We start from the raw sequence: 16,772 nt of genomic DNA, 5'->3' as shown, positions 1-16,772 counted from the left end.
AGCTGACCGGTACTAATTGGCCGACAACTTGACTACAACAATATTTGCTACGCGTCCACTGTGCGGTTCCCGAGATACGAACGGGCACCCGAGAGCCACACCTTGACCGGTGGCACCCTCGGGCCCAGACATCTCCATAGAGTTACGGCGGTCATAGCGAGAGGGAAACGCCCGGCTCCATTCCGAACCCGGAAGCTAAGCCTCTCAGCGCCGATGGTACTGCCCTGGAGACGGGGTGGGAGAGTAGGACGCCGCCGAACACCCATTCACGAAGGCCCACCCCGACACCGGGGTGGGCCTTCGTCGTACCCGGAGGCACCACCCCAGAGCTAGCACGCGGAAGCCGGATGCGCAGCGCTGATCGCACGGCCGGCCTATCGGTCGCCCGCGGTCTCCTGCCGGCGCACCATCTCTGCGATCCAGGTGGGCGCATAGGGCGACGTGCACCCCGGCGAGGTCGGATAGTCCTCGAGAACGCGCAGACGCTCGCCGATCTCGAGCGCCCGCACCCGCAAGGCGGGATGCTGGATCCCGATCTGCGCCAAGCAGGTGTTCATCGCCCACTGCAGACGCTCGGGCGCGTCCTGCATGCGCGCCTCGATCGCATCGAGCAGCGTGGGCAGCGCCAACCCCTCCGGGCTCTTCACCACGCGCTCGGACGTCAGCGCCCACCCCGCCGCCTCGACAGCCGGGTCCGGGTCAGCCATCCAGGCCACCCTGAGCTCCTCGACCGAGGGACTCTTCTTCACGACGTAGCTCAGCAGCCAGTCCCGGACCTTGGGCGCCGACGTCGTGCGGATCATCGAGTCGAGCTCGGTGGCGGAGAACGCGCGGGGCCGACACACCAGCAGGGCGAGCAGGCGCGGTGCCGTCTCGCCGGTGTCCCAGAGCTCACGCGCGAGCTCGTGCTGCGTCTTCAGCTCCTTGGCGAGCACGCGGAGCCCGGCCAGCTTCACGCCGTGGTCGTCGCCGTGCCGTTCGTTCACCGCACGGATCGCAGGGTCCTCGAGCGCATCCAGGCGCGCAAGGACTGCCTCCAGGCCGGGTGGCGCTGCGGTCACGGTCAGGCCGCCCGCTCAGTACCCCACGGTGAAGCGCGCCTGGTGGTGAGCGCCCTTCTCGATCTCGTCCACGAGCGCAACCGCGAGGTCCGCCCCGGAGATCGTCGACTCGCCGTCGTCGGTGACCACCGGCTCGTCCTTGCCCAGCCGATAGTGGCCCGTCGGCTTTCCCGGTGCCTGCGCGCCGAACACCGGCGGCGGGCTCAGGTAGAACCACGAGACGGGGGTGTCAGCGGCGCGCAACGCGTCGAGGACGTCCGCGTGCGCCCTCGCCTCCGGGAGATAGTCAGCCGGGAAGTCGGGCTGCTCGAGGAGCATGCCGTCACCCGCGCGCAGCGAGCCCGCGCCACCGACGAACCCGAGGCGCGCGCCGTGCTCTGCGCAGGCGGCGAGGAGGTGGGGGACCGCCTCCACGAGCGGCGGCGTGCCCGACGCTGGCGTGGCGACGACGACGACGTCCGCTGCCCGCGCCAGCTCGTCCACGAGGTCGGCATCACCCACGTCGCCCTGTCGGTAGGTCGTCTCGTCCTTGAGGGAGCCGTCGATCACGCGGGACCGTGAGACGACCACCACGGAGTGGCCGCGTGACCCCGCCTCGTGGACGATGTTCCGTCCCGCAAACCCGGTCCCGCCGAACACCACGATGTGCGCCATCCCGGCCACCTCTCACTCAGGACGTGCGCGAGCGCACGCCGAACGTCAACGTGACCCAACCTACGCCGACGGCGGGCCCGGGGCGCATCGGCACGGCCTAGGCTGGCACGGTGGCCCGGCTCTCTCATCCCAGCGTGCGCACCCCGGTCTGGGGCGTCGCGTCGCTCGTCCTGGTCGCGCTTCTCGCGACCCTGGCGGCGGGGATCGTCGGTGGAGTGTTCGAGGCCAGCGCGATCGCGGACGCTGGCGCGACGGTGCGGGTGCTCCTCCCCGTCACGGGCGTCCTCGGCAACCTCGCCATCGCCACCACGGTCGGCGGACTCCTCGCCGCCGCCTTCTTGCTCCCTGCGGACAAGGACCGGTCGCGCGCCCTCACCACGGCGGCCGTGGCCGCTGGGGCCTGGACGCTCGTGGCGCTCATGGACGTCTTCGTCGTGTTTGCCGATGTCCTCGGCGCCCGCCTCGGCGAGGGCGACGTCGGGGAGCTGCTGGGCAGCTTCATGCGGCTTCCCCTCGGGCGGGTGCTCGCCGCCGTCGTCGTGGTTGCCGCCGTCGTCACGGTGCTCACGCTGCTCGTGGAGACGCCCACGGGCTCGGCCTGGCTCCTCGGGCTCGTGGCCGTCGCCCTCGCGCTCGTCTCGCTGACGGGCCACACGTCGGGAGCGGACAACCATCGCGTCGCGGTCTCGGCCATGTTCTTGCACCTCGCCGGCGCCGCGGTCTGGCTCGGCCCGCTCGTCGTGCTCGCGGTGCTCCGGGTGCGCGGCGGTCTGACCGCCACGCTGCCCGTCGTGGTCGCGCGCTACTCGCGGGTCGCCCTGTGGTGCTACGTCGTCGTTGGCGTGTCCGGTCTCGTGAGCGCCTGGGTTCGCGTCGGCTCGCTCGACGCCCTGGGGACCGCGTACGGGGCGCTCGTCCTCGCCAAGGTCGTGCTGCTGGTCCTCCTGGGCGCTCTCGGCTGGGCGCACCGGCGCGGCCTGTCGCGCCGGCTCGCGTCCGCCGACGGCCAGCAGCGCTGGGTGTTCTGGCGGTTGGCGGCGGTCGAGCTCGCGGCGATGGGGGCCGTCTCCGGCGTCGCCGCCGCCCTTGCGGGCACCTCACCGCCCGTCCCGGACGAGGCGCCCGCGGCACCGACACCCGCGCAGGTGGTCACCGGGGAGCCGCTGCCTCCCGAGCAGACCGGAGCGACCTGGTTCACCGAGTGGCGCCCCGACGTGCTGATGCTGCTCGTCGTCGTCGCAGGGGTGCTCGTGTACGTCCGCTGGCACCTGCGCCTGCGCGCGCGGGGCGACCGCTGGTCGGGCGGTCGCACGGCGTCCTGGCTCGTCGGCATGGCGATCCTCGCGTGGGTCACGTCGGGCGGACCCGCGGTCTACGGCCACGTGCTGTTCAGCGCCCATATGGTCCAGCACATGGTGCTGGCGATGGTCATCCCGATCTTCCTCGTCATGGCCGCGCCGGTGACGCTCGCGCTTCGCGCCCTGCCGGCGCGCAAGGACGGCTCCCGTGGGCCGCGCGAGTGGCTGCTCGTGCTCGTGCACTCCCGCTGGGGCAGGTTCTTCGCCCACCCCGGGGTGGCTGCCGCGAACTTCGCCGGCTCGATGATGGTCTTCTACTACTCGGGCCTGTTCGAGCTCTCGCTGACGACCCACGTGGGTCACCTCGCGATGATCGCGCACTTCTCGCTCGCCGGGTACCTCTTCGCCAACGCGCTCATCGGCATCGACCCGGGACCCCAGCGACCGGGCTATCCCCAGCGGCTGCTGCTGCTGTTCGCGACGATGGCCTTCCACGCGTTCTTCGGGGTCACCCTCGTCACGAGCGAGTCGCTCATGGTGGCGGACTGGTTCGGTCTGCTGGGCCGTCCGTGGGGCGACTCGGCGATCGTCGACCAGCAGCTCGGCGGCTCGATCGCGTGGGGCATCGGGGAGATCCCGACGATGCTGCTCGCGATCGTCGTGGCGGTGCGCTGGGCCAAGGACGACGAGCGCACAGCGACGCGCCGCGACCGCCGGGTCGAGCGGTCGGGGGACACGGAGCTCGACGACTACAACGCGATGCTCGCCCGCCTGGCCGAGCGGGACTGACCAGCATCCTGCGAGCCGCTGCCGCACCCGCCCGCAGGCGTTCGAGGTGCGGAAACGTCCATCGGCCGCAACACTGGCCACGGGCGGCCCCTCGCCCACGGACGAAGGAGCGGACATGGGAATCGGTCTAGGAATCTTCCTCATCGTGGTCGGAGCGATCCTCGCCTTTGCGGTGCAGGACTCTATCGCCAACGTGGACCTGACGATGATCGGCTACATCTGCCTCGGCGCTGGGCTCCTCGCGCTCATCATCGCGTTGATCGTGAACGCGCAGCGTTCCAACACGAGCCACCGGACCGTGGTGGAGCGTCGCGACGACGGCCTGCCGCCGTCGGGCTCCACGACCACGCAGCAGACGACGGTCCGCCGCGAGGACCCGCCCGTCGTCTGACGGGTCTACGCCGCGTCGGGCTGTGCGCCCACGGCGCGCAGGACGAAGGCTTCGGTCGCGCGGACGGCGTCCGCGCGACCAGCCTCGTCCTCGCTGAGGTTGCGGCCGGACAGGCAGGCGTTGACGAGGCTCACGGTCACCGTGAGGTCCTGCGGGGGGAGCACGCCGGACTCGATACCCGCCTCGATGATGCGGCGCAGGATCGACTCGATCATGACGACGTGCTCGCGGAGCTGGCGCTGGGTGCCGCGCGAGAGCACGGTGCGCAGGTCGGGTCCGGGAGCCAGGTGAAAGACGCGCTTGAGGCGCATCTGCGCGCGGACGTAGGTGCGCAGTTGTTCGACGGGATCGGCGACGTCGCGCAGGTCCGCCTCGAGTGTCGCCACGTACTCGCTGGTCTCGTGGTTGATGAACCCGACGAGCAGCGACTCCTTGTCGGGGAAGTGGTTGTACACCGCAGTGCGGCCGATCCCCGCCCGCTGGGCGATCTCGGCGAGCGTGATGGCGTCGAATCCGCGGTCGGCCATCAGGGCAGAGAGGGCGGCGAACAGCCGGAGGCGCGTCTGCTGCCGGTGCTCGGCCAGCGAACCTCCGATGATCTTGGGCATAGTGACATCTTGCCATCAGATGTCACGTCCGATGACACGCGCCGGTGTTGCGCTCGCAACAGCGGCGACCCAAGGCCCCACCAGGGTCCGATGCCGTGACCACAGGTGAGGGACGCGACGACCTGACGTGCGTCGTCGTGCCGCCGTCGACGGACATCCTCGGGCTGGCGCGATCCTGGTTCCCGGAGGCCCGGTGGGTGACTGCGCCGAGGTCCGCCGACGACCTGGCGGCGCTCGGGCGCCCGCTGACGGGCGCCCGGTTCCGCGGGGCTGGCGTCACGCCGACCACGGTGACGGGAGAGCTCGAGCTGGGCTCCGGGACCACGCTCGTCGGCCCGACGCCCCTCGGGGAACCCGACGCCGCGCGCTTCGCGCTGCCTCACGCGTGGCAGGTGCACGCCCTGCATGCCCCGACGCCGCAGACCCTGGGATGGTTGCACGCCGTCGCGCGCCACACCGGCGGCGCTGTCCTCGCCGACGGCGCGATCACGCGTCCAGGGATGGGCGCCTGCGTCAACCTGCGGGTGTCGTCCGCGCGGACGCTCTCGGCGGAGGAGTCGCTGAGGCTCGTCCGCGGGGTGACCCCGAGGGCGGTGCTGGTTGGGTCCGACGAGGTCGGCTACCTCCTGGAGGTCCCCTCGAGCTACGACGGCAGCGTGCTGGTCGACGTCCGCACGGTGCCGGGCGGCGTCGAGCACCGGTTCCGTTGGGTCTCGCCCACGGGAGAGGCGGACGACGGCGAGCACCACGGTGCCACGTCCCTCGACGCGATCGCCCGGGAGCGGCTCGTGCCGGTCGTCGCGAGGATCGCGCTCCGGCTGCTCGAGTCGGTCGCGGGTGAGGCGACCGACGCCGACGGTCTGATCGTCACGACCGCCGAGCTGGAGCGTCGCGCCCAGCGGTGACGCCTCAGACCGTCGCGGTGCGTCGCAGCCGGATGTCGTTGCACGCCTCGCACACCGACGCAGGCACGAGCCCGACCGCCTGGAGCCGCCCGAACATCCAGCAGCCCAGGCAGAAGCCCGCGAACGCCTCGAGCGAGGCGGCGATGACGAGGACGCCGAGCAGGACGAGCGTCACCGCGGGTGCGTCGAGCAGCAGCGCGACCGTGGCGGCGACGGTGAGCGTCGCGCCGATCCCCTGCGCGAACCGCTTGGGCGGTCCCGGCACGAGGCGCGCGGGGCCGAGCCGCGGCGCGATGACGCGTTGTGCCACCCAGCCCAGCGGCGACAGCCGGGGCCCCGCGAGGAGCCGGCCCACGAACCCGGCGGCGAGCACCACGACCACGGGGGTCCAGAGCGTCACGGCGGCCGTGAGCGCGAGCACGACGACGCCGGCGGCGACCGTGCGGGCCGCGAGCTCGTTGACCGGGTTGGGGAAGGAGAAGAACGTGCGCATGCACGCATCATCCGTCGCCGGCCCCGATCGCGACGAACCGGCCGCCGAGGGTCCCAGCAGGTGGTCGGTCCGCCCGTGCCACGATGGTCGCGAGCCGCGCACGCGGTCCCGCACCCACCCGAGAGGCACCCATGAGCGAGCGTCCCCGCAGCCGCTGGGAAGAGATGACCGAGCGCAACCCCGAGCACTCCGTCTGGTACGCCGACCGGTTCCGCCAGATGGCCGCCGCCGGGCAGGACCTCGATGGTGAGGCGCGGATGATCGACGCGCTCGCTGGGCGCGGCGCGCGCATCCTCGACGCGGGCAGCGGTCCGGGCCGCGTGGGCGGCGAGCTCGCGCGGCGCGGGCACACCGTCGTGGGCGTCGACATCGACCCGTACCTGATCTCGGTGGCGCAGCAGGACCACCCGAGCGCGACGTGGCTCGTGGGCGACCTGTCTGCCCTGGACCTTCCCGCGGCCGGGATCGCCGACCCGTTCGACGTGATCGTCTGCGCGGGCAACGTCCTGACGTTCCTCGCGCCCGGGACGCTCGGCGACGCGCTCGCGGGGATGCGCGCGCACCTCGTCCCGGGGGGACGCGCGGTCATCGGCCTCGGGGCGGGACGCGGGGTGGAGTTCCGCGAGCTGCTCGACGACGCCCAGCGTGTTGGGCTCGCCACCGACGTCCTGCTCTCGACGTGGGACCTGCGCCCGTTCGAGGCAGACTCGGACTTCCTCGTGGCGGTGCTGCGCGCCGTCTGAGGTGGCAGTGGCCCCAGACGACTCGAGGGGCCGCCGGACGGCGGCCCCTCGATGTGGAGCGGATGACGGGAATCGAACCCGCGCTATCAGCTTGGGAAGCTGAAGTTCTACCATTGAACTACATCCGCATGGGGTGAACCGCGAGCGGTTCGTGGACGATCATACCCAACCTGGCGCTACGGTGGCACCGTGCTTCTCTCCGACCGCGACATCCGCGACGAGCTCGCCTCCGGCCGCGTCCGTCTGGACCCGTACGACCCCACGATGATCCAGCCGTCGAGCATCGACGTCCGGCTCGACCGGTTCTTCCGGCTCTTCGACAACCACCGCTATCCCGTGATCGACCCCGCGGCCGACCAGCCCGAGCTCACCCGCCTCGTGGAGACCGCGCCGGGCGAGGCGTTCGTGCTGCACCCCGGCGAGTTCGTGCTGGGCTCGACGTTCGAGACGGTCGGGCTGCCCGACGACGTCGCGGCGCGCCTCGAGGGCAAGTCGTCGCTCGGGCGCCTCGGCCTGCTCACACACTCCACCGCGGGGTTCATCGACCCTGGCTTCGACGGGCACGTCACCCTCGAGCTGAGCAACGTCGCCACCCTGCCGATCATGCTGTGGCCCGGCATGAAGATCGGCCAGCTGTGCTTCTTCCGCCTGTCGAGCCCGGCCGAGCACCCGTACGGCAGCGCCCAGTACGGTTCCCGCTACCAGGGCCAGCGCGGTCCGACGGCGTCGCGCTCGTGGCAGGGCTTCCACCGCAGCGAGGTGTGAGGTGCCGGTGACCCTGCGGCCGCTGCCCGCCCAGGCGCCCGCCGGTCCGGGCATGCGACAGTCGCGCCACCTGCTCGTCGTGGGCGCGGAGGTCGAGGCGGAGGAGGTCGAGCTCCTCGCGCTCAGCCGGTTCCCGACCACCCGCTGGGAGGTGCCGCCGACGCCCGGGCGGGACGGGGTGCTCGAGCCGGGCCTGCTGCGCACCTCGCGCCACACCGCCCTGCGCGGTCCCTATGCGTCCAACGGCGGCCGCGGGGGCAGCGTCTTCGTGGTGTCGTGCCCGCGCGAGCGGGGGGAGCCGCCCTTCCCTGGCGGCGGCGACCGGGACGGCCTCGGCCGGGCCTTCCCCGCCGGGCTTCCCGTGCGCGAGGAGGACCGCGTGGTGCGGTGGCTCGTCGCCGCCGCGCGCCGGCTGGCCGGGACCGCGGTGCTCGACGGCGTCGTCGTCACGCCCGACCCCGACGCGCAGATCGACCTCACCGTGTACTCGGACGTCTGGCTCGAGCCGGAGGCGGCGCTCGCCGTGGCGCGCCACGTCGACGCCCGCACGGTGTATGCGCCCGGTGGTGAGGACTGGGCCGGACCGCCCGCGCACCTGGTGTCGCCGGCAGACCTCGACGCCGCCGATGCCGCCGAGCTGCACGCCGCCGCCGACGACGTCGACATCGCCGCGCTCACGTCGCCCGAGGCGCTCAGCGGCTATGCGCTGCACCTGCCGCTCGGGCTCGACGGTCTCGTGGTCGTCGAGATCGCCGGTGAGGAGCTGCTGCCGGTCTCCCTGCGCGGCCTCCCCTGGGCCGACGGCGGTGCCATCGCCTACCGCGTGCGCTGGGTTCCCGACGACTTCACCGAGCTCGAGGAGGAGCGTCCGCCCACCGCGCACCGGATCGCTCGGGGGCGGGCGGCCATCTCCGTGGCGAAGCTCACAGGGGCGCTGCACGACGTCGTCGGCGGTGAGATCGCTGATCAGAGCGAGTTCCTGGTGGCCCGCTCCGACCTGTAGCACCCAGGCACCCTTGATAACATTCGGGCAACCCGCGGTTCGCCTGGTGCCCAGCCGACGCCTGCCCTGGGGGTGACCGACCACCCGCCCACCACAGGACGGAGCCGGACGTGCTGGCAGTGCTCCTCGCCCATCTGGTGCTGGCGATCGTCGCGCCCACCGTCATGGGCGTGCTGGGCCGCCGGGGCTACCTGCTGCTCGCGCTCGCGCCGGCGTCGGCCGCGGTCTACGCCGCTGCCCACACGGCTGCCGTGATGCGCGGTGACCACCCCACCGCCGTCGTCGAGTGGATCCCCGCGCTGCAGCTCGAGCTGGCCTTCCGCATGGATACGCTCGCCTGGCTGATGATGCTGATCGTCGGCGGTGTCGGTGCGCTCGTGCTCGTCTACTGCTCGGCGTACTTCTCGGCCGCGGCGTCCGGCCAGCGGCGGTTCGGTGCGGTGCTCGTCGGGTTCGCCGGTGCGATGGTGGGCCTCGTCGTCAGCGACGACCTGCTGCTCCTGTTCGTGTTCTGGGAGCTCACGACCGTCTTCTCCTACCTCCTGATCGGCCACTATGCCGACCGCAAGGCGAGCCGGCGTGCCGCCATGCAGGCGATCATCGTCACCACCATGGGCGGCCTCGTGATGCTCGGTGGTGTGGTCGTCCTCGGCGAGGCGGCCGGGACGTACCGGATGTCCGAGGTCGTGGCTGCGCCGCCCGGGGGCACCGCCGCGACCGTGGCCATCGTCTGCCTGCTCGTCGGCGCTGCGACCAAGGCCGCCCTGATCCCGTTCCACTTCTGGCTCCCCGCGGCGATGGCGGCCCCGACGCCCGTGAGCGCGTACCTGCACGCCGCCGCGATGGTGAAGGCCGGCGTCTACCTGGTCGCGCGGTTCGCGCCCGCGTTCGGCGAGCACGCCGTGTGGCAGGGCCTGGTCGTGGCGCTCGGCACCGGCACGCTGCTGCTCGGTGGCTACCGCGCGCTGCGGCAGCAGGACCTCAAGCTCGTGCTCGCGTTCGGCACCGTGTCGCAGCTCGGGCTGATCATCCTGCTCGTCGGCCTGGGGACGCGCAGCGCCGCGCTCGCCGGGCTCGCGATGCTCGGCGCCCACGCCATGTTCAAGGCCTCGCTGTTCCTGGTCACCGGCATCGTGGACGCGGCCACCGGCACCCGTGACCTGCGCCGTCTCACGGGCGTGGGGCGCGCCCTGCCTGTCACCGCGCTCGCCGGCGCGCTCGCCACCGCCTCGATGATCGGCCTGCCGCCGCTCGCGGGCTACGTCGCCAAGGAAGCAGCGCTCGAGTCTCTCGTGCACGACGGCGCGGGCAACCTCCCGGCGTGGGTGTCCACCTACGTGATCGTCGCGGTCGTGGGGGGCTCCGCGCTGACCTTCGCGTACGGGCTGCGGTTCTGGTGGGGGGCGTTCTGGACCAAGTCTGCGACGGACCTCACGGCGGCGACCGACCCCGACGCGTGCCCCATCGACCCGGCGCAGATCCACCGTCAGTCCCGGCTCATGGTCTGGCCGCCGCTCATCCTCGCGGTGCTGGGCCTCGCCTCCGCGCTCGTCCCGCACCTGGGGGAGGACCTCCTCGCGCCGCACGCGGCCCTGTACCCGGGCGAGGACGGTCACCTCACGCTCTGGGGCGGCGCGGGTCCCGCCTTCTGGCTCACCGTCGTCGTCGTCGGCTCCGGGATCGCGCTGTTCTGGTGGCGCAAGCCGGTCGAGCGGCTGCAGCACCGCATCCCTCGCGGCGTCGAGGCCGACCGGGTGTACCGCCGGTCGATGCGGCTGCTCGACGAGATCGCCGCCGACGTCACCGCCCTCACCCAGCGTGGTTCCCTGCCCTTCTACCTCGGCGTGATCCTGCTGACGACCGTGGTGCTCTCGGGCGGCACGTTGCTGCTGTCGGGCGTCGGGCCCGGCGAGGTGCGGCTGTGGGACAGCCCGGTGCAGGCGCTCGCGGGCATCGTGGTCGTGGTCTCGGCCGTCCTCGCCGCCCGCGCCCGCCGCCGCCTCAAGGCGGTCCTGCTCGTGGGGGTCAGCGGCTACGGCGTCGCCGTGCTGTTCATGATCCACGGCGCCCCCGACCTCGCCCTGACCCAGGTCCTCGTCGAGACCATCACGCTCGTGGTGTTCGTCCTCGTCCTGCGCCGCCTGCCGGCCTACTTCTCCAACCGCCCGCTGGCTGGCAGCCGGTACCTGCGCCTGGCGATCGGCGTCGCTGTCGGGGTCACGATGGCCGCGTTCGCGCTCGTCGCGCCCGGCCTGCGCTCGGCCACGCCCGTCTCGGTGGACTTTCCCGACGAGGCCTACGTCTACGGCGGCGGCAAGAACATCGTCAACGTCACGCTCGTCGACATGCGCGCCTGGGACACGATGGGCGAGATCTCCGTGCTGCTCGTCGCCGCGACCGGCGTCGCGAGCCTGGTCTTCCTGCGGATGCGCAGCGGCGCGATCCTCCGGGCGCCCGACCCCGACGACGCAGACCCCAACGAGCTGGTGCGCGTCAACGCCGCGCTGGGTCTGCTGCCGGACTCGGCCCGCACGGACGAGCGCGCCCGCTCCGAGATCCTCGAGCGGGCCACGCGGTCGCGCGTGTGGCTGGCCGCGGGACGGACGCTCGCGCCGCAGCGCCGGTCCGTGGTGTTCGAGGTCGCGACGCGCCTGCTGTTCCACTCGATGATCGTGCTCGCGATGTTCCTGCTGTTCTCGGGGCACAACGCACCCGGCGGCGGCTTCGCGGCCGGCCTCGTGACCGGCATCGCGATCATCATCCGCTACCTCGCGGGCGGGCGGTACGAGCTCGGCGAGGCAGCCCCCGTGCACCCCGGGCTCCTGCTCGGTGCCGGACTCTTCCTCAGCGTCGGCGTCGGCCTCATCCCGCTCGCCTTCGGGGGCGAGCCGCTGCAGAGCTTCATCGTCGAGACCGACGTCCCGCTCTTCGGGCACGTCAAGCTCGTCACCTCGCTCTTCTTCGACATCGGCGTCTACCTGGTGGTGATCGGCCTGGTCCTCGACATCCTGCGCTCGCTCGGGGCGGAGGTCGACCGCCACGCGGACCGCGGCGACGACGGCGAGGGTGGCGGACGCACCGGCGACACGCTGCTGTCCGACGGGGGCTACGGCGCCGCGCAGGCGTCGACGACGGGGCACTCCTCGACCCAGGACGGGGGCGCGGCATGAGCTTCGACATGAGCCCGAACATCGTCCTCGTCGTCGTCATCGGCGTGCTCTTCGCCGCGGGCGTGTACCTGCTGCTGGAGCGCAGCCTGTCCCGCGTCCTGCTCGGCGTGCTGATCATCAGCAACGGCGCTAACCTGCTGTTCCTGGTGGCCGGCGGCAACGCGGGACGCGCCCCGATCGTCGGGAGCACCGATCCGTCGGAGATGAGCGACCCGCTGCCGCAGGCGATGGTCCTGACCGCGATCGTCATCACGCTCGGCATCGCGGCGTTCGTGCTGTCGATGGCCTACCGCTCGTGGCAGCTTAACGGCCACGACGAGGTGCAGGACGACCTCGAGGACCGCCGGATCGCCCGTAAGGCCGCGGTGAACGCCCCCACCTACACGGACTCCGACTCCGACGAGCCTGAGGGCACGCTCGACGACGACGCCGCCGACACCCGCGACGAGACGACGGAGGAGGCCCGGTGACGCCGGCGCTGCTCGTCCCGCTGCCGGTGATGCTGCCGCTGCTCGGGGCCGGTCTTGCCCTCGCGATGTGGCGCCACGCGCAGGTCCAGCGCATCATCAGCGTCACGGTGCTGAGCCTCATGCTCGCGATCGGTGTAGTCCTGCTGTTCGCGGCGGACAACGGGCCCGTGGTGATCGACATCGGAGGATGGGCGGCACCGGTCGGGATCGACCTGGTCGCGGACCGCTTGTCCGCGCTCATGGTCACGGTCTCGAGCGCCGTACTGCTGTGCGTCCTGATCTACTCGCTCGCCCAGGGTGTCGCCGACGGGGACGACGCCGCCCCGCTCGCGATCTACCACCCCACCTACCTCGTCCTGGCGGCTGGCGTCTCCAACGCCTTCCTCACCGGCGACCTGTTCAACTTGTACGTCGGCTTCGAGATCCTCCTCGCGGCGTCGTACGTGCTGCTGACGCTCGGGGGGACCGGCGAGCGCATCCGGGCGGGGACGATCTACGTCGTCGTCGCGCTCGTGTCGTCGGTGCTGTTCCTCGTCTCGATCGCGCTCATCTACGCGGCGGCAGGCACGGTCAACCTGGCCCAGCTCGCCAACCGGATGGCCGACATCGACCCCGGCGTGCGGATGAGCCTGGAGATCCTGCTCACGCTCGCCTTCGCGATCAAGGCCGCGATCTTCCCGCTGTCCGCGTGGCTGCCCGACTCCTACCCGACGGCGCCGGCACCGGTGACGGCGGTCTTCGCGGGCCTGCTGACGAAGGTCGGCGTCTACGCGATCATCCGCACGCAGTCCCTGATCTTCCCCGACGGGCAGATCAACGGCCTGCTCATGTGGGCGGCGCTGCTGACCATGGTGATCGGCATCCTCGGCGCGGTCGCGCAGCACGACATCAAACGTCTGCTCTCGTTCACGCTCGTCAGCCACATCGGGTACATGATCTTCGGCATCTCGCTCGGGACCGAGGCTGGCATGGCGGCCGCCATCTTCTACGTGGCGCACCACATCACCGTGCAGACCACCCTGTTCCTCGTGGTCGGGCTCATGGAACGCCAGGGCGGGACGACGTCGCTCGACAAGCTGGGCGGGCTCGCGAAGATCGCACCCGGGCTCGCGATCCTGTTCTTCATCCCCGCGATGAACCTCGCAGGAATCCCGCCGATGTCTGGCTTCCTCGGGAAGGTCGGCCTCCTGCAGAGCGGCGTCGCGGTCGGCACACCGCTCGCGATCACCCTGGTCGTGGGCAGCCTCCTGACGTCGATCCTCACCCTGTACGCGATCGTCAAGGCCTGGAACAAGGCGTTCTGGCAGACCCCGCCGGAGGAGATCCAGCCGATGCGCCTGCCGCGCGGCATGGTCGGCCCGACGGCGGCTCTCGTGGCCGTCGGTCTCTCGCTCACCGTGCTCGCGGGACCCCTGTACTCCTACGCGGAACGTGCTGCGTCGACGCTGATCAACCGGGCGGAGTACGTGGGCGCGGTCCTGCCCGACGGCCTGCGCGGTCAGGGTGAGTCCAACGACGTGGTGGACGAGGGCGCGGCCGACGACGTCGACGTCGAGGGGGAGGAGGCGCCATGACCCTGCACCCCCGCCGGCGCGGCTTCTTCCGGCAGTGGCCGACCGCCCTGTGGCTCGCGGTCGTCTGGACGCTCCTCTGGGGCGACCTCACGGTCGGCAACGTCCTCGCGGGTGTCGTCGTGGGCTTCGTCGTGACGTACGCGTTCCCCCTGCCCGCGATCGGGTTCCGCGTGCGCGTGCGCCCGTGGCCGTTCCTGGTGCTCGCCGGGTACTTCTTGTCCGAGCTCACCGTGGCGTCGTTCCAGGTCGCGGGGCAGGCGCTCAACCCGCGGTTCACGCCGCGCGGCGCGGTCATCGGGGTCAAGCTGCGCAACCCCGCGGACCTCTACCTGACCATCACCGCCGAGCTGAGCTCGCTCGTCCCCGGGTCGCTCGTGATCGAGGCGCACCGCCTCACCGGCATGCTCTACCTGCACGTCCTCGACCTCGAGGCGCACGGCGGTGCCGACAAGGTGCGCCAGCACACGCTCGACCTCGAGGCGCGCGTCCTGCGCGCCATGGCGTCCGACGACGAGCTCGCCCGGGCCGGTCTGGCCCGCCACCCGCGGCAGGAGGCATCCGCATGATCTACGCCGTGATCGTCGCCGGGGCGTTCCTCTTCACCGGCGCCGTGCTCGCCCTGGTCCGGGTGGAGCGCGGCCCGACCATGCTCGACCGCACGGTCGCGCTCGACGTCCTCACCGCCACGCTCGTCGGCGCCCTCGCGCTCGAGGCGGGCTGGCACCGGCGCACCGACACGCTGCCGATCATCGTGGTGCTCTCGATGGTGGGCTTCGTCAGCTCGGTGACGATCGCGCGGTTCGCGGCCGTCGAGCCGGAGGACGCGGGTCGCATCCTCACCCGGGAGGAGGCCGCGCTCGAGGTGGCGCGCCAGGAGGAGGCGCAGGCGCGCGCCCTGGAGCTCGAGAACACGCCCGAGCGCACGCGCGCCTCGGCCGAGGAGTCCGAGCACCACGGCGGCGGCGCGGACGGGGCGGTGCGCTGATGACCCTCGATTCCGTGCTCGACGTGCTGGCCGCGGTTTGCTTCCTGGCGGGCGCGTTCCTGTCGCTCGCCGCAGGCGTTGGCGTCCTGCGGTTCCCGGAGCTGCTCGCGCGGATGCACGCGGGGACCAAGCCGCAGGTGCTCGGGCTCATGCTGATGCTCCTCGGTCTCGAGCTCCGGCTGCGCACGGTCGCGGTCTTCGTGGTGATCGTCCTCGTGGTGCTCTTCCAGATGCTCACGTCACCGGTGGCCGCGCACATGGTCGGCCGGGCGGGCTACCGCACGGGCAAGGTGCGCACGGACGACCTGGTGCTCGACGACCTCACCTCCGACCTCGACGCCGCGGGCATCTTCGAGCACCGCAGCGAGCTCACGGCGTTGGCGGCGCAGGACCCCGAGCGATCGGACGAGCAGGGCTGACGAGCGGCGCCGGCGCAGCCCGTCGGACGGTCAGCGGCTGCGCGTCGCGCTACGGCGCTCCAGCCAGTGGTGCACGAGGTTGAGGTACTGCGTGCGCGCCGGCTCGGGTGAGAGCGCGAGGTCGTGGGCCCCGCCCGGGACCTCGACCACCGTGACATCGCGGCCGAGCCTGGGGGCGCGGGCGTGGATCTGCTCGACGGACAGGACCGAGTCGGTCGAGAGCACAGCGGCGTGCGCCGCGTGGTTGTCGCCCGTGGCGTCAGACGTGCACACGAGGACCGGGCAGGCGATGTCGAGGCCGCGTGCGACGCGGGCGTGCCCACGGCGCACCGCGCTGAACCACGCCGCGCGGACCGGGAAGCCCGCGTGCGGCTTCCACGTGAGGTCGTAGTCCCACTCGCCGCCGCTCTCCCGGTGCAGGGCGCGGCCGTAGTGCTCGGCGAGGCCGCCGACGACGGTCCGTGGCGAGACGCGCGAGAAGGCCGCGACGACCGGCGTCAGCAGGACGCGGTGGAACCAGGACTCGTTGAGGTCCAGCCACGGGGAGTTGAGCACCAGGGCGGTGACGCGGCCGGGGCGGGCATGCGCCCAGAGGCTTGCGACGAGGCCCCCGGTGGAGTGGCCGAGCACGACGAGCTCCGTGTGCTCGTCCTCGACCCGGATGATGTGCTCGGCCTCGTCGAGCTCGGTCGCGTAGTCGGCGAGCTCGGTGACGTAGTTGGGCGTCTGGCCCGGACGGAGCGCCCGCCCGTGCTTGCGCAGGTCGAGCGCGTAGAAGTCGTACCCGGCGTCGATGAAGCTCTGGGCCATCGCGGTCTGGAAGAAGTAGTCGACGAACCCGTGCAGGTACAGGACCGCGCGCGTGCTCGCGGGAGCCCCAGCCCGTACGAGGACCGCGTCGAGCGGCCCCTCGGCGTCCGACCCGAGCGGGATCGATCGCGCTTCCCAGGGCCCGGCGAGGATGTCGGGCTCCCATGCGCGTCGTCGTTCTCGTGCAGCACTCATCGTCGCCATCCCCTTGGTCGTCGTCTGGCGACGATCCTGCCAGAGGGGCTGGGACGGGGCCAGCAGGCAGCGGCCGCACGGCCGCGGCGAGGGATCAGGGCACGGGCGGGTGCGTGTCCGTGCCGGTCGTGTCCTCGGTGTCGGCGCGCGTGCTGCCGCTCGACTCGACCTTGCGCGCGGCGTCGGTGCCGATCTTCTCGTCGAGCGTGTCGCGTCCGCGCGTGATCTTGTCGGTGTGCTTGCGCCCGGTCCCGGCGTCGACCAGGCTGGCGGCGCGATCGAGCGCGGCGTCCGTCGCCTGCTCGCCCTTGTCGCTGTTGAGGTAGCCGGTGGCCTTCTTGCGCAGGTCGTCGATGCCCATGACGTGTCTCCTTCGGTCGGTCCGTGTGCCCCCAGGTTCCCCCGGCGGTCTGCGCTGCGCATCTGGAACGACGACGAT

18 protein-coding genes, 1 tRNA gene and 1 rRNA gene are annotated in these 16,772 nt (G+C 72.1%); 13 read left to right on the top strand and 7 right to left on the bottom strand.

Annotated elements, in window-relative coordinates; all coding sequences use genetic code 11:
- Positions 1–143 precede the first annotated feature (143 nt).
- Positions 144–260: ribosomal RNA gene (gene rrf / locus BMZ30_RS11010) — 5S ribosomal RNA — on the top strand.
- A 114-nt stretch (positions 261–374) separates the two neighbouring features.
- Here rrf and BMZ30_RS11005 read toward each other — a convergent pair.
- A complete protein-coding gene (locus tag BMZ30_RS11005; protein WP_219810216.1) occupies positions 375–1,061 on the bottom strand; it encodes a DNA alkylation repair protein in 687 nt (228 codons plus the stop codon).
- A gap of 15 nt (positions 1,062–1,076) precedes the next feature.
- Entirely contained in the window at positions 1,077–1,715 is a 639-nt protein-coding gene (locus BMZ30_RS11000; RefSeq protein ID WP_093378533.1) for an NAD(P)-dependent oxidoreductase, read from the bottom strand.
- Positions 1,716–1,849: 134 nt separating this feature from the next.
- Here BMZ30_RS11000 and BMZ30_RS10995 point away from each other — a divergent pair, with 134 nt between their 5' ends.
- Both BMZ30_RS10995 and BMZ30_RS10990 read left to right on the top strand, forming a co-directional pair.
- Positions 1,850–3,802, top strand: coding sequence for a bifunctional copper resistance protein CopD/cytochrome c oxidase assembly protein (locus BMZ30_RS10995; protein WP_229828678.1), 1,953 nt, complete (start codon positions 1,850–1,852; stop codon positions 3,800–3,802).
- Between the two features lie 115 nt (positions 3,803–3,917).
- Positions 3,918–4,193: a DUF6458 family protein gene (locus BMZ30_RS10990; RefSeq protein WP_093378528.1), complete on the top strand. Its 276-nt coding sequence runs from the start codon at positions 3,918–3,920 to the stop codon at positions 4,191–4,193.
- Positions 4,194–4,198: 5 nt separating this feature from the next.
- Here the strand turns inward: BMZ30_RS10990 and BMZ30_RS10985 are convergent, their stop codons facing one another.
- The gene (locus BMZ30_RS10985; RefSeq protein ID WP_093378525.1) at positions 4,199–4,801 is read right to left on the bottom strand and encodes a TetR/AcrR family transcriptional regulator; all 603 of its coding nucleotides are present in this window, start codon (positions 4,799–4,801) and stop codon (positions 4,199–4,201) included.
- Positions 4,802–4,896: 95 nt separating this feature from the next.
- Here BMZ30_RS10985 and BMZ30_RS10980 point away from each other — a divergent pair, with 95 nt between their 5' ends.
- Positions 4,897–5,706, top strand: a complete 810-nt coding sequence (locus BMZ30_RS10980) for a hypothetical protein (RefSeq protein ID WP_093378523.1) — start codon at positions 4,897–4,899, stop codon at positions 5,704–5,706.
- A gap of 4 nt (positions 5,707–5,710) precedes the next feature.
- Here BMZ30_RS10980 and BMZ30_RS10975 read toward each other — a convergent pair whose 3' ends face one another.
- On the bottom strand, positions 5,711–6,199 hold the full coding sequence (locus BMZ30_RS10975; protein ID WP_093378520.1) for a DUF4395 domain-containing protein: 489 nt from the start codon (positions 6,197–6,199) through the stop codon (positions 5,711–5,713).
- A 131-nt stretch (positions 6,200–6,330) separates the two neighbouring features.
- Here BMZ30_RS10975 and BMZ30_RS10970 point away from each other — a divergent pair, with 131 nt between their 5' ends.
- Entirely contained in the window at positions 6,331–6,942 is a 612-nt protein-coding gene (locus BMZ30_RS10970) for a class I SAM-dependent methyltransferase (protein WP_093378683.1), read from the top strand.
- A gap of 54 nt (positions 6,943–6,996) precedes the next feature.
- On the opposite strand, the gene BMZ30_RS10965 is transcribed toward BMZ30_RS10970, so the two are convergent.
- Positions 6,997–7,070 (bottom strand) — tRNA-Gly (locus BMZ30_RS10965).
- Positions 7,071–7,131: 61 nt separating this feature from the next.
- Between BMZ30_RS10965 and dcd the strand changes: the two genes are divergently transcribed.
- The 8 genes from dcd (at position 7,132) to mnhG (ending at position 15,328) form a co-directional block, all read left to right on the top strand.
- The gene (gene dcd / locus BMZ30_RS10960) at positions 7,132–7,707 is read left to right on the top strand and encodes a dCTP deaminase (protein WP_093378518.1); all 576 of its coding nucleotides are present in this window, start codon (positions 7,132–7,134) and stop codon (positions 7,705–7,707) included.
- Position 7,708: 1 nt separating this feature from the next.
- On the top strand, positions 7,709–8,710 hold the full coding sequence (locus BMZ30_RS10955; protein ID WP_244887041.1) for a hypothetical protein: 1,002 nt from the start codon (positions 7,709–7,711) through the stop codon (positions 8,708–8,710).
- Between the two features lie 110 nt (positions 8,711–8,820).
- The gene (locus BMZ30_RS10950; protein ID WP_093378516.1) at positions 8,821–11,880 is read left to right on the top strand and encodes a Na+/H+ antiporter subunit A; all 3,060 of its coding nucleotides are present in this window, start codon (positions 8,821–8,823) and stop codon (positions 11,878–11,880) included.
- Entirely contained in the window at positions 11,877–12,350 is a 474-nt protein-coding gene (locus BMZ30_RS10945; protein WP_229828686.1) for a Na(+)/H(+) antiporter subunit C, read from the top strand. The genes BMZ30_RS10950 and BMZ30_RS10945 overlap by 4 nt, the downstream gene beginning before the upstream one ends.
- A complete protein-coding gene (locus BMZ30_RS10940; RefSeq protein WP_093378514.1) occupies positions 12,347–13,924 on the top strand; it encodes a Na+/H+ antiporter subunit D in 1,578 nt (525 codons plus the stop codon). Before BMZ30_RS10945 ends, BMZ30_RS10940 begins: the two co-directional genes overlap by 4 nt.
- Positions 13,921–14,490, top strand: coding sequence for a Na+/H+ antiporter subunit E (locus BMZ30_RS10935; RefSeq protein WP_093378511.1), 570 nt, complete (start codon positions 13,921–13,923; stop codon positions 14,488–14,490). The genes BMZ30_RS10940 and BMZ30_RS10935 overlap by 4 nt, the downstream gene beginning before the upstream one ends.
- Positions 14,487–14,909, top strand: a complete 423-nt coding sequence (locus tag BMZ30_RS10930) for an MrpF/PhaF family protein (RefSeq protein ID WP_093378509.1) — start codon at positions 14,487–14,489, stop codon at positions 14,907–14,909. Before BMZ30_RS10935 ends, BMZ30_RS10930 begins: the two co-directional genes overlap by 4 nt.
- Positions 14,909–15,328: a monovalent cation/H(+) antiporter subunit G gene (gene mnhG / locus BMZ30_RS10925; RefSeq protein ID WP_093378506.1), complete on the top strand. Its 420-nt coding sequence runs from the start codon at positions 14,909–14,911 to the stop codon at positions 15,326–15,328. Before BMZ30_RS10930 ends, mnhG begins: the two co-directional genes overlap by 1 nt.
- Before the next feature lie 30 nt (positions 15,329–15,358).
- Here the strand turns inward: mnhG and BMZ30_RS10920 are convergent, their stop codons facing one another.
- Together BMZ30_RS10920 and BMZ30_RS10915 are read right to left on the bottom strand one after the other, a co-directional pair.
- A complete protein-coding gene (locus BMZ30_RS10920; protein ID WP_093378674.1) occupies positions 15,359–16,333 on the bottom strand; it encodes an alpha/beta hydrolase in 975 nt (324 codons plus the stop codon).
- A 94-nt stretch (positions 16,334–16,427) separates the two neighbouring features.
- Positions 16,428–16,694: an Rv0909 family putative TA system antitoxin gene (locus tag BMZ30_RS10915; protein ID WP_093378504.1), complete on the bottom strand. Its 267-nt coding sequence runs from the start codon at positions 16,692–16,694 to the stop codon at positions 16,428–16,430.
- Positions 16,695–16,772: the final 78 nt, after the last annotated feature.

This window comes from Flavimobilis marinus (assembly GCF_900113055.1).
GTDB lineage: Bacteria > Actinomycetota > Actinomycetes > Actinomycetales > Cellulomonadaceae > Flavimobilis > Flavimobilis marinus.
The sequence above is the reverse complement of the archived record's forward strand: the minus strand, read 5'-3'. Positions and strand labels throughout refer to the sequence as shown.

Excerpts from the sequence above, each read along its gene's own strand:
- BMZ30_RS11000 (WP_093378533.1), bottom strand. The coding sequence starts at position 1,715 with ATGGCGCACATCGTGGTGTTCGGCGGGACCGGGTTTGCGGGACGGAAC.
- BMZ30_RS10990 (WP_093378528.1), top strand. The coding sequence starts at position 3,918 with ATGGGAATCGGTCTAGGAATCTTCCTCATCGTGGTCGGAGCGATCCTC.
- BMZ30_RS10985 (WP_093378525.1), bottom strand. The coding sequence starts at position 4,801 with ATGCCCAAGATCATCGGAGGTTCGCTGGCCGAGCACCGGCAGCAGACG.
- BMZ30_RS10975 (WP_093378520.1), bottom strand. The coding sequence starts at position 6,199 with ATGCGCACGTTCTTCTCCTTCCCCAACCCGGTCAACGAGCTCGCGGCC.
- BMZ30_RS10970 (WP_093378683.1), top strand. The coding sequence starts at position 6,331 with ATGAGCGAGCGTCCCCGCAGCCGCTGGGAAGAGATGACCGAGCGCAAC.
- BMZ30_RS10945 (WP_229828686.1), top strand. The coding sequence starts at position 11,877 with ATGAGCTTCGACATGAGCCCGAACATCGTCCTCGTCGTCGTCATCGGC.
- BMZ30_RS10935 (WP_093378511.1), top strand. The coding sequence starts at position 13,921 with ATGACCCTGCACCCCCGCCGGCGCGGCTTCTTCCGGCAGTGGCCGACC.
- BMZ30_RS10930 (WP_093378509.1), top strand. The coding sequence starts at position 14,487 with ATGATCTACGCCGTGATCGTCGCCGGGGCGTTCCTCTTCACCGGCGCC.
- mnhG (WP_093378506.1), top strand. The coding sequence starts at position 14,909 with ATGACCCTCGATTCCGTGCTCGACGTGCTGGCCGCGGTTTGCTTCCTG.
- BMZ30_RS10920 (WP_093378674.1), bottom strand. The coding sequence starts at position 16,333 with ATGAGTGCTGCACGAGAACGACGACGCGCATGGGAGCCCGACATCCTC.
- BMZ30_RS10915 (WP_093378504.1), bottom strand. The coding sequence starts at position 16,694 with ATGGGCATCGACGACCTGCGCAAGAAGGCCACCGGCTACCTCAACAGC.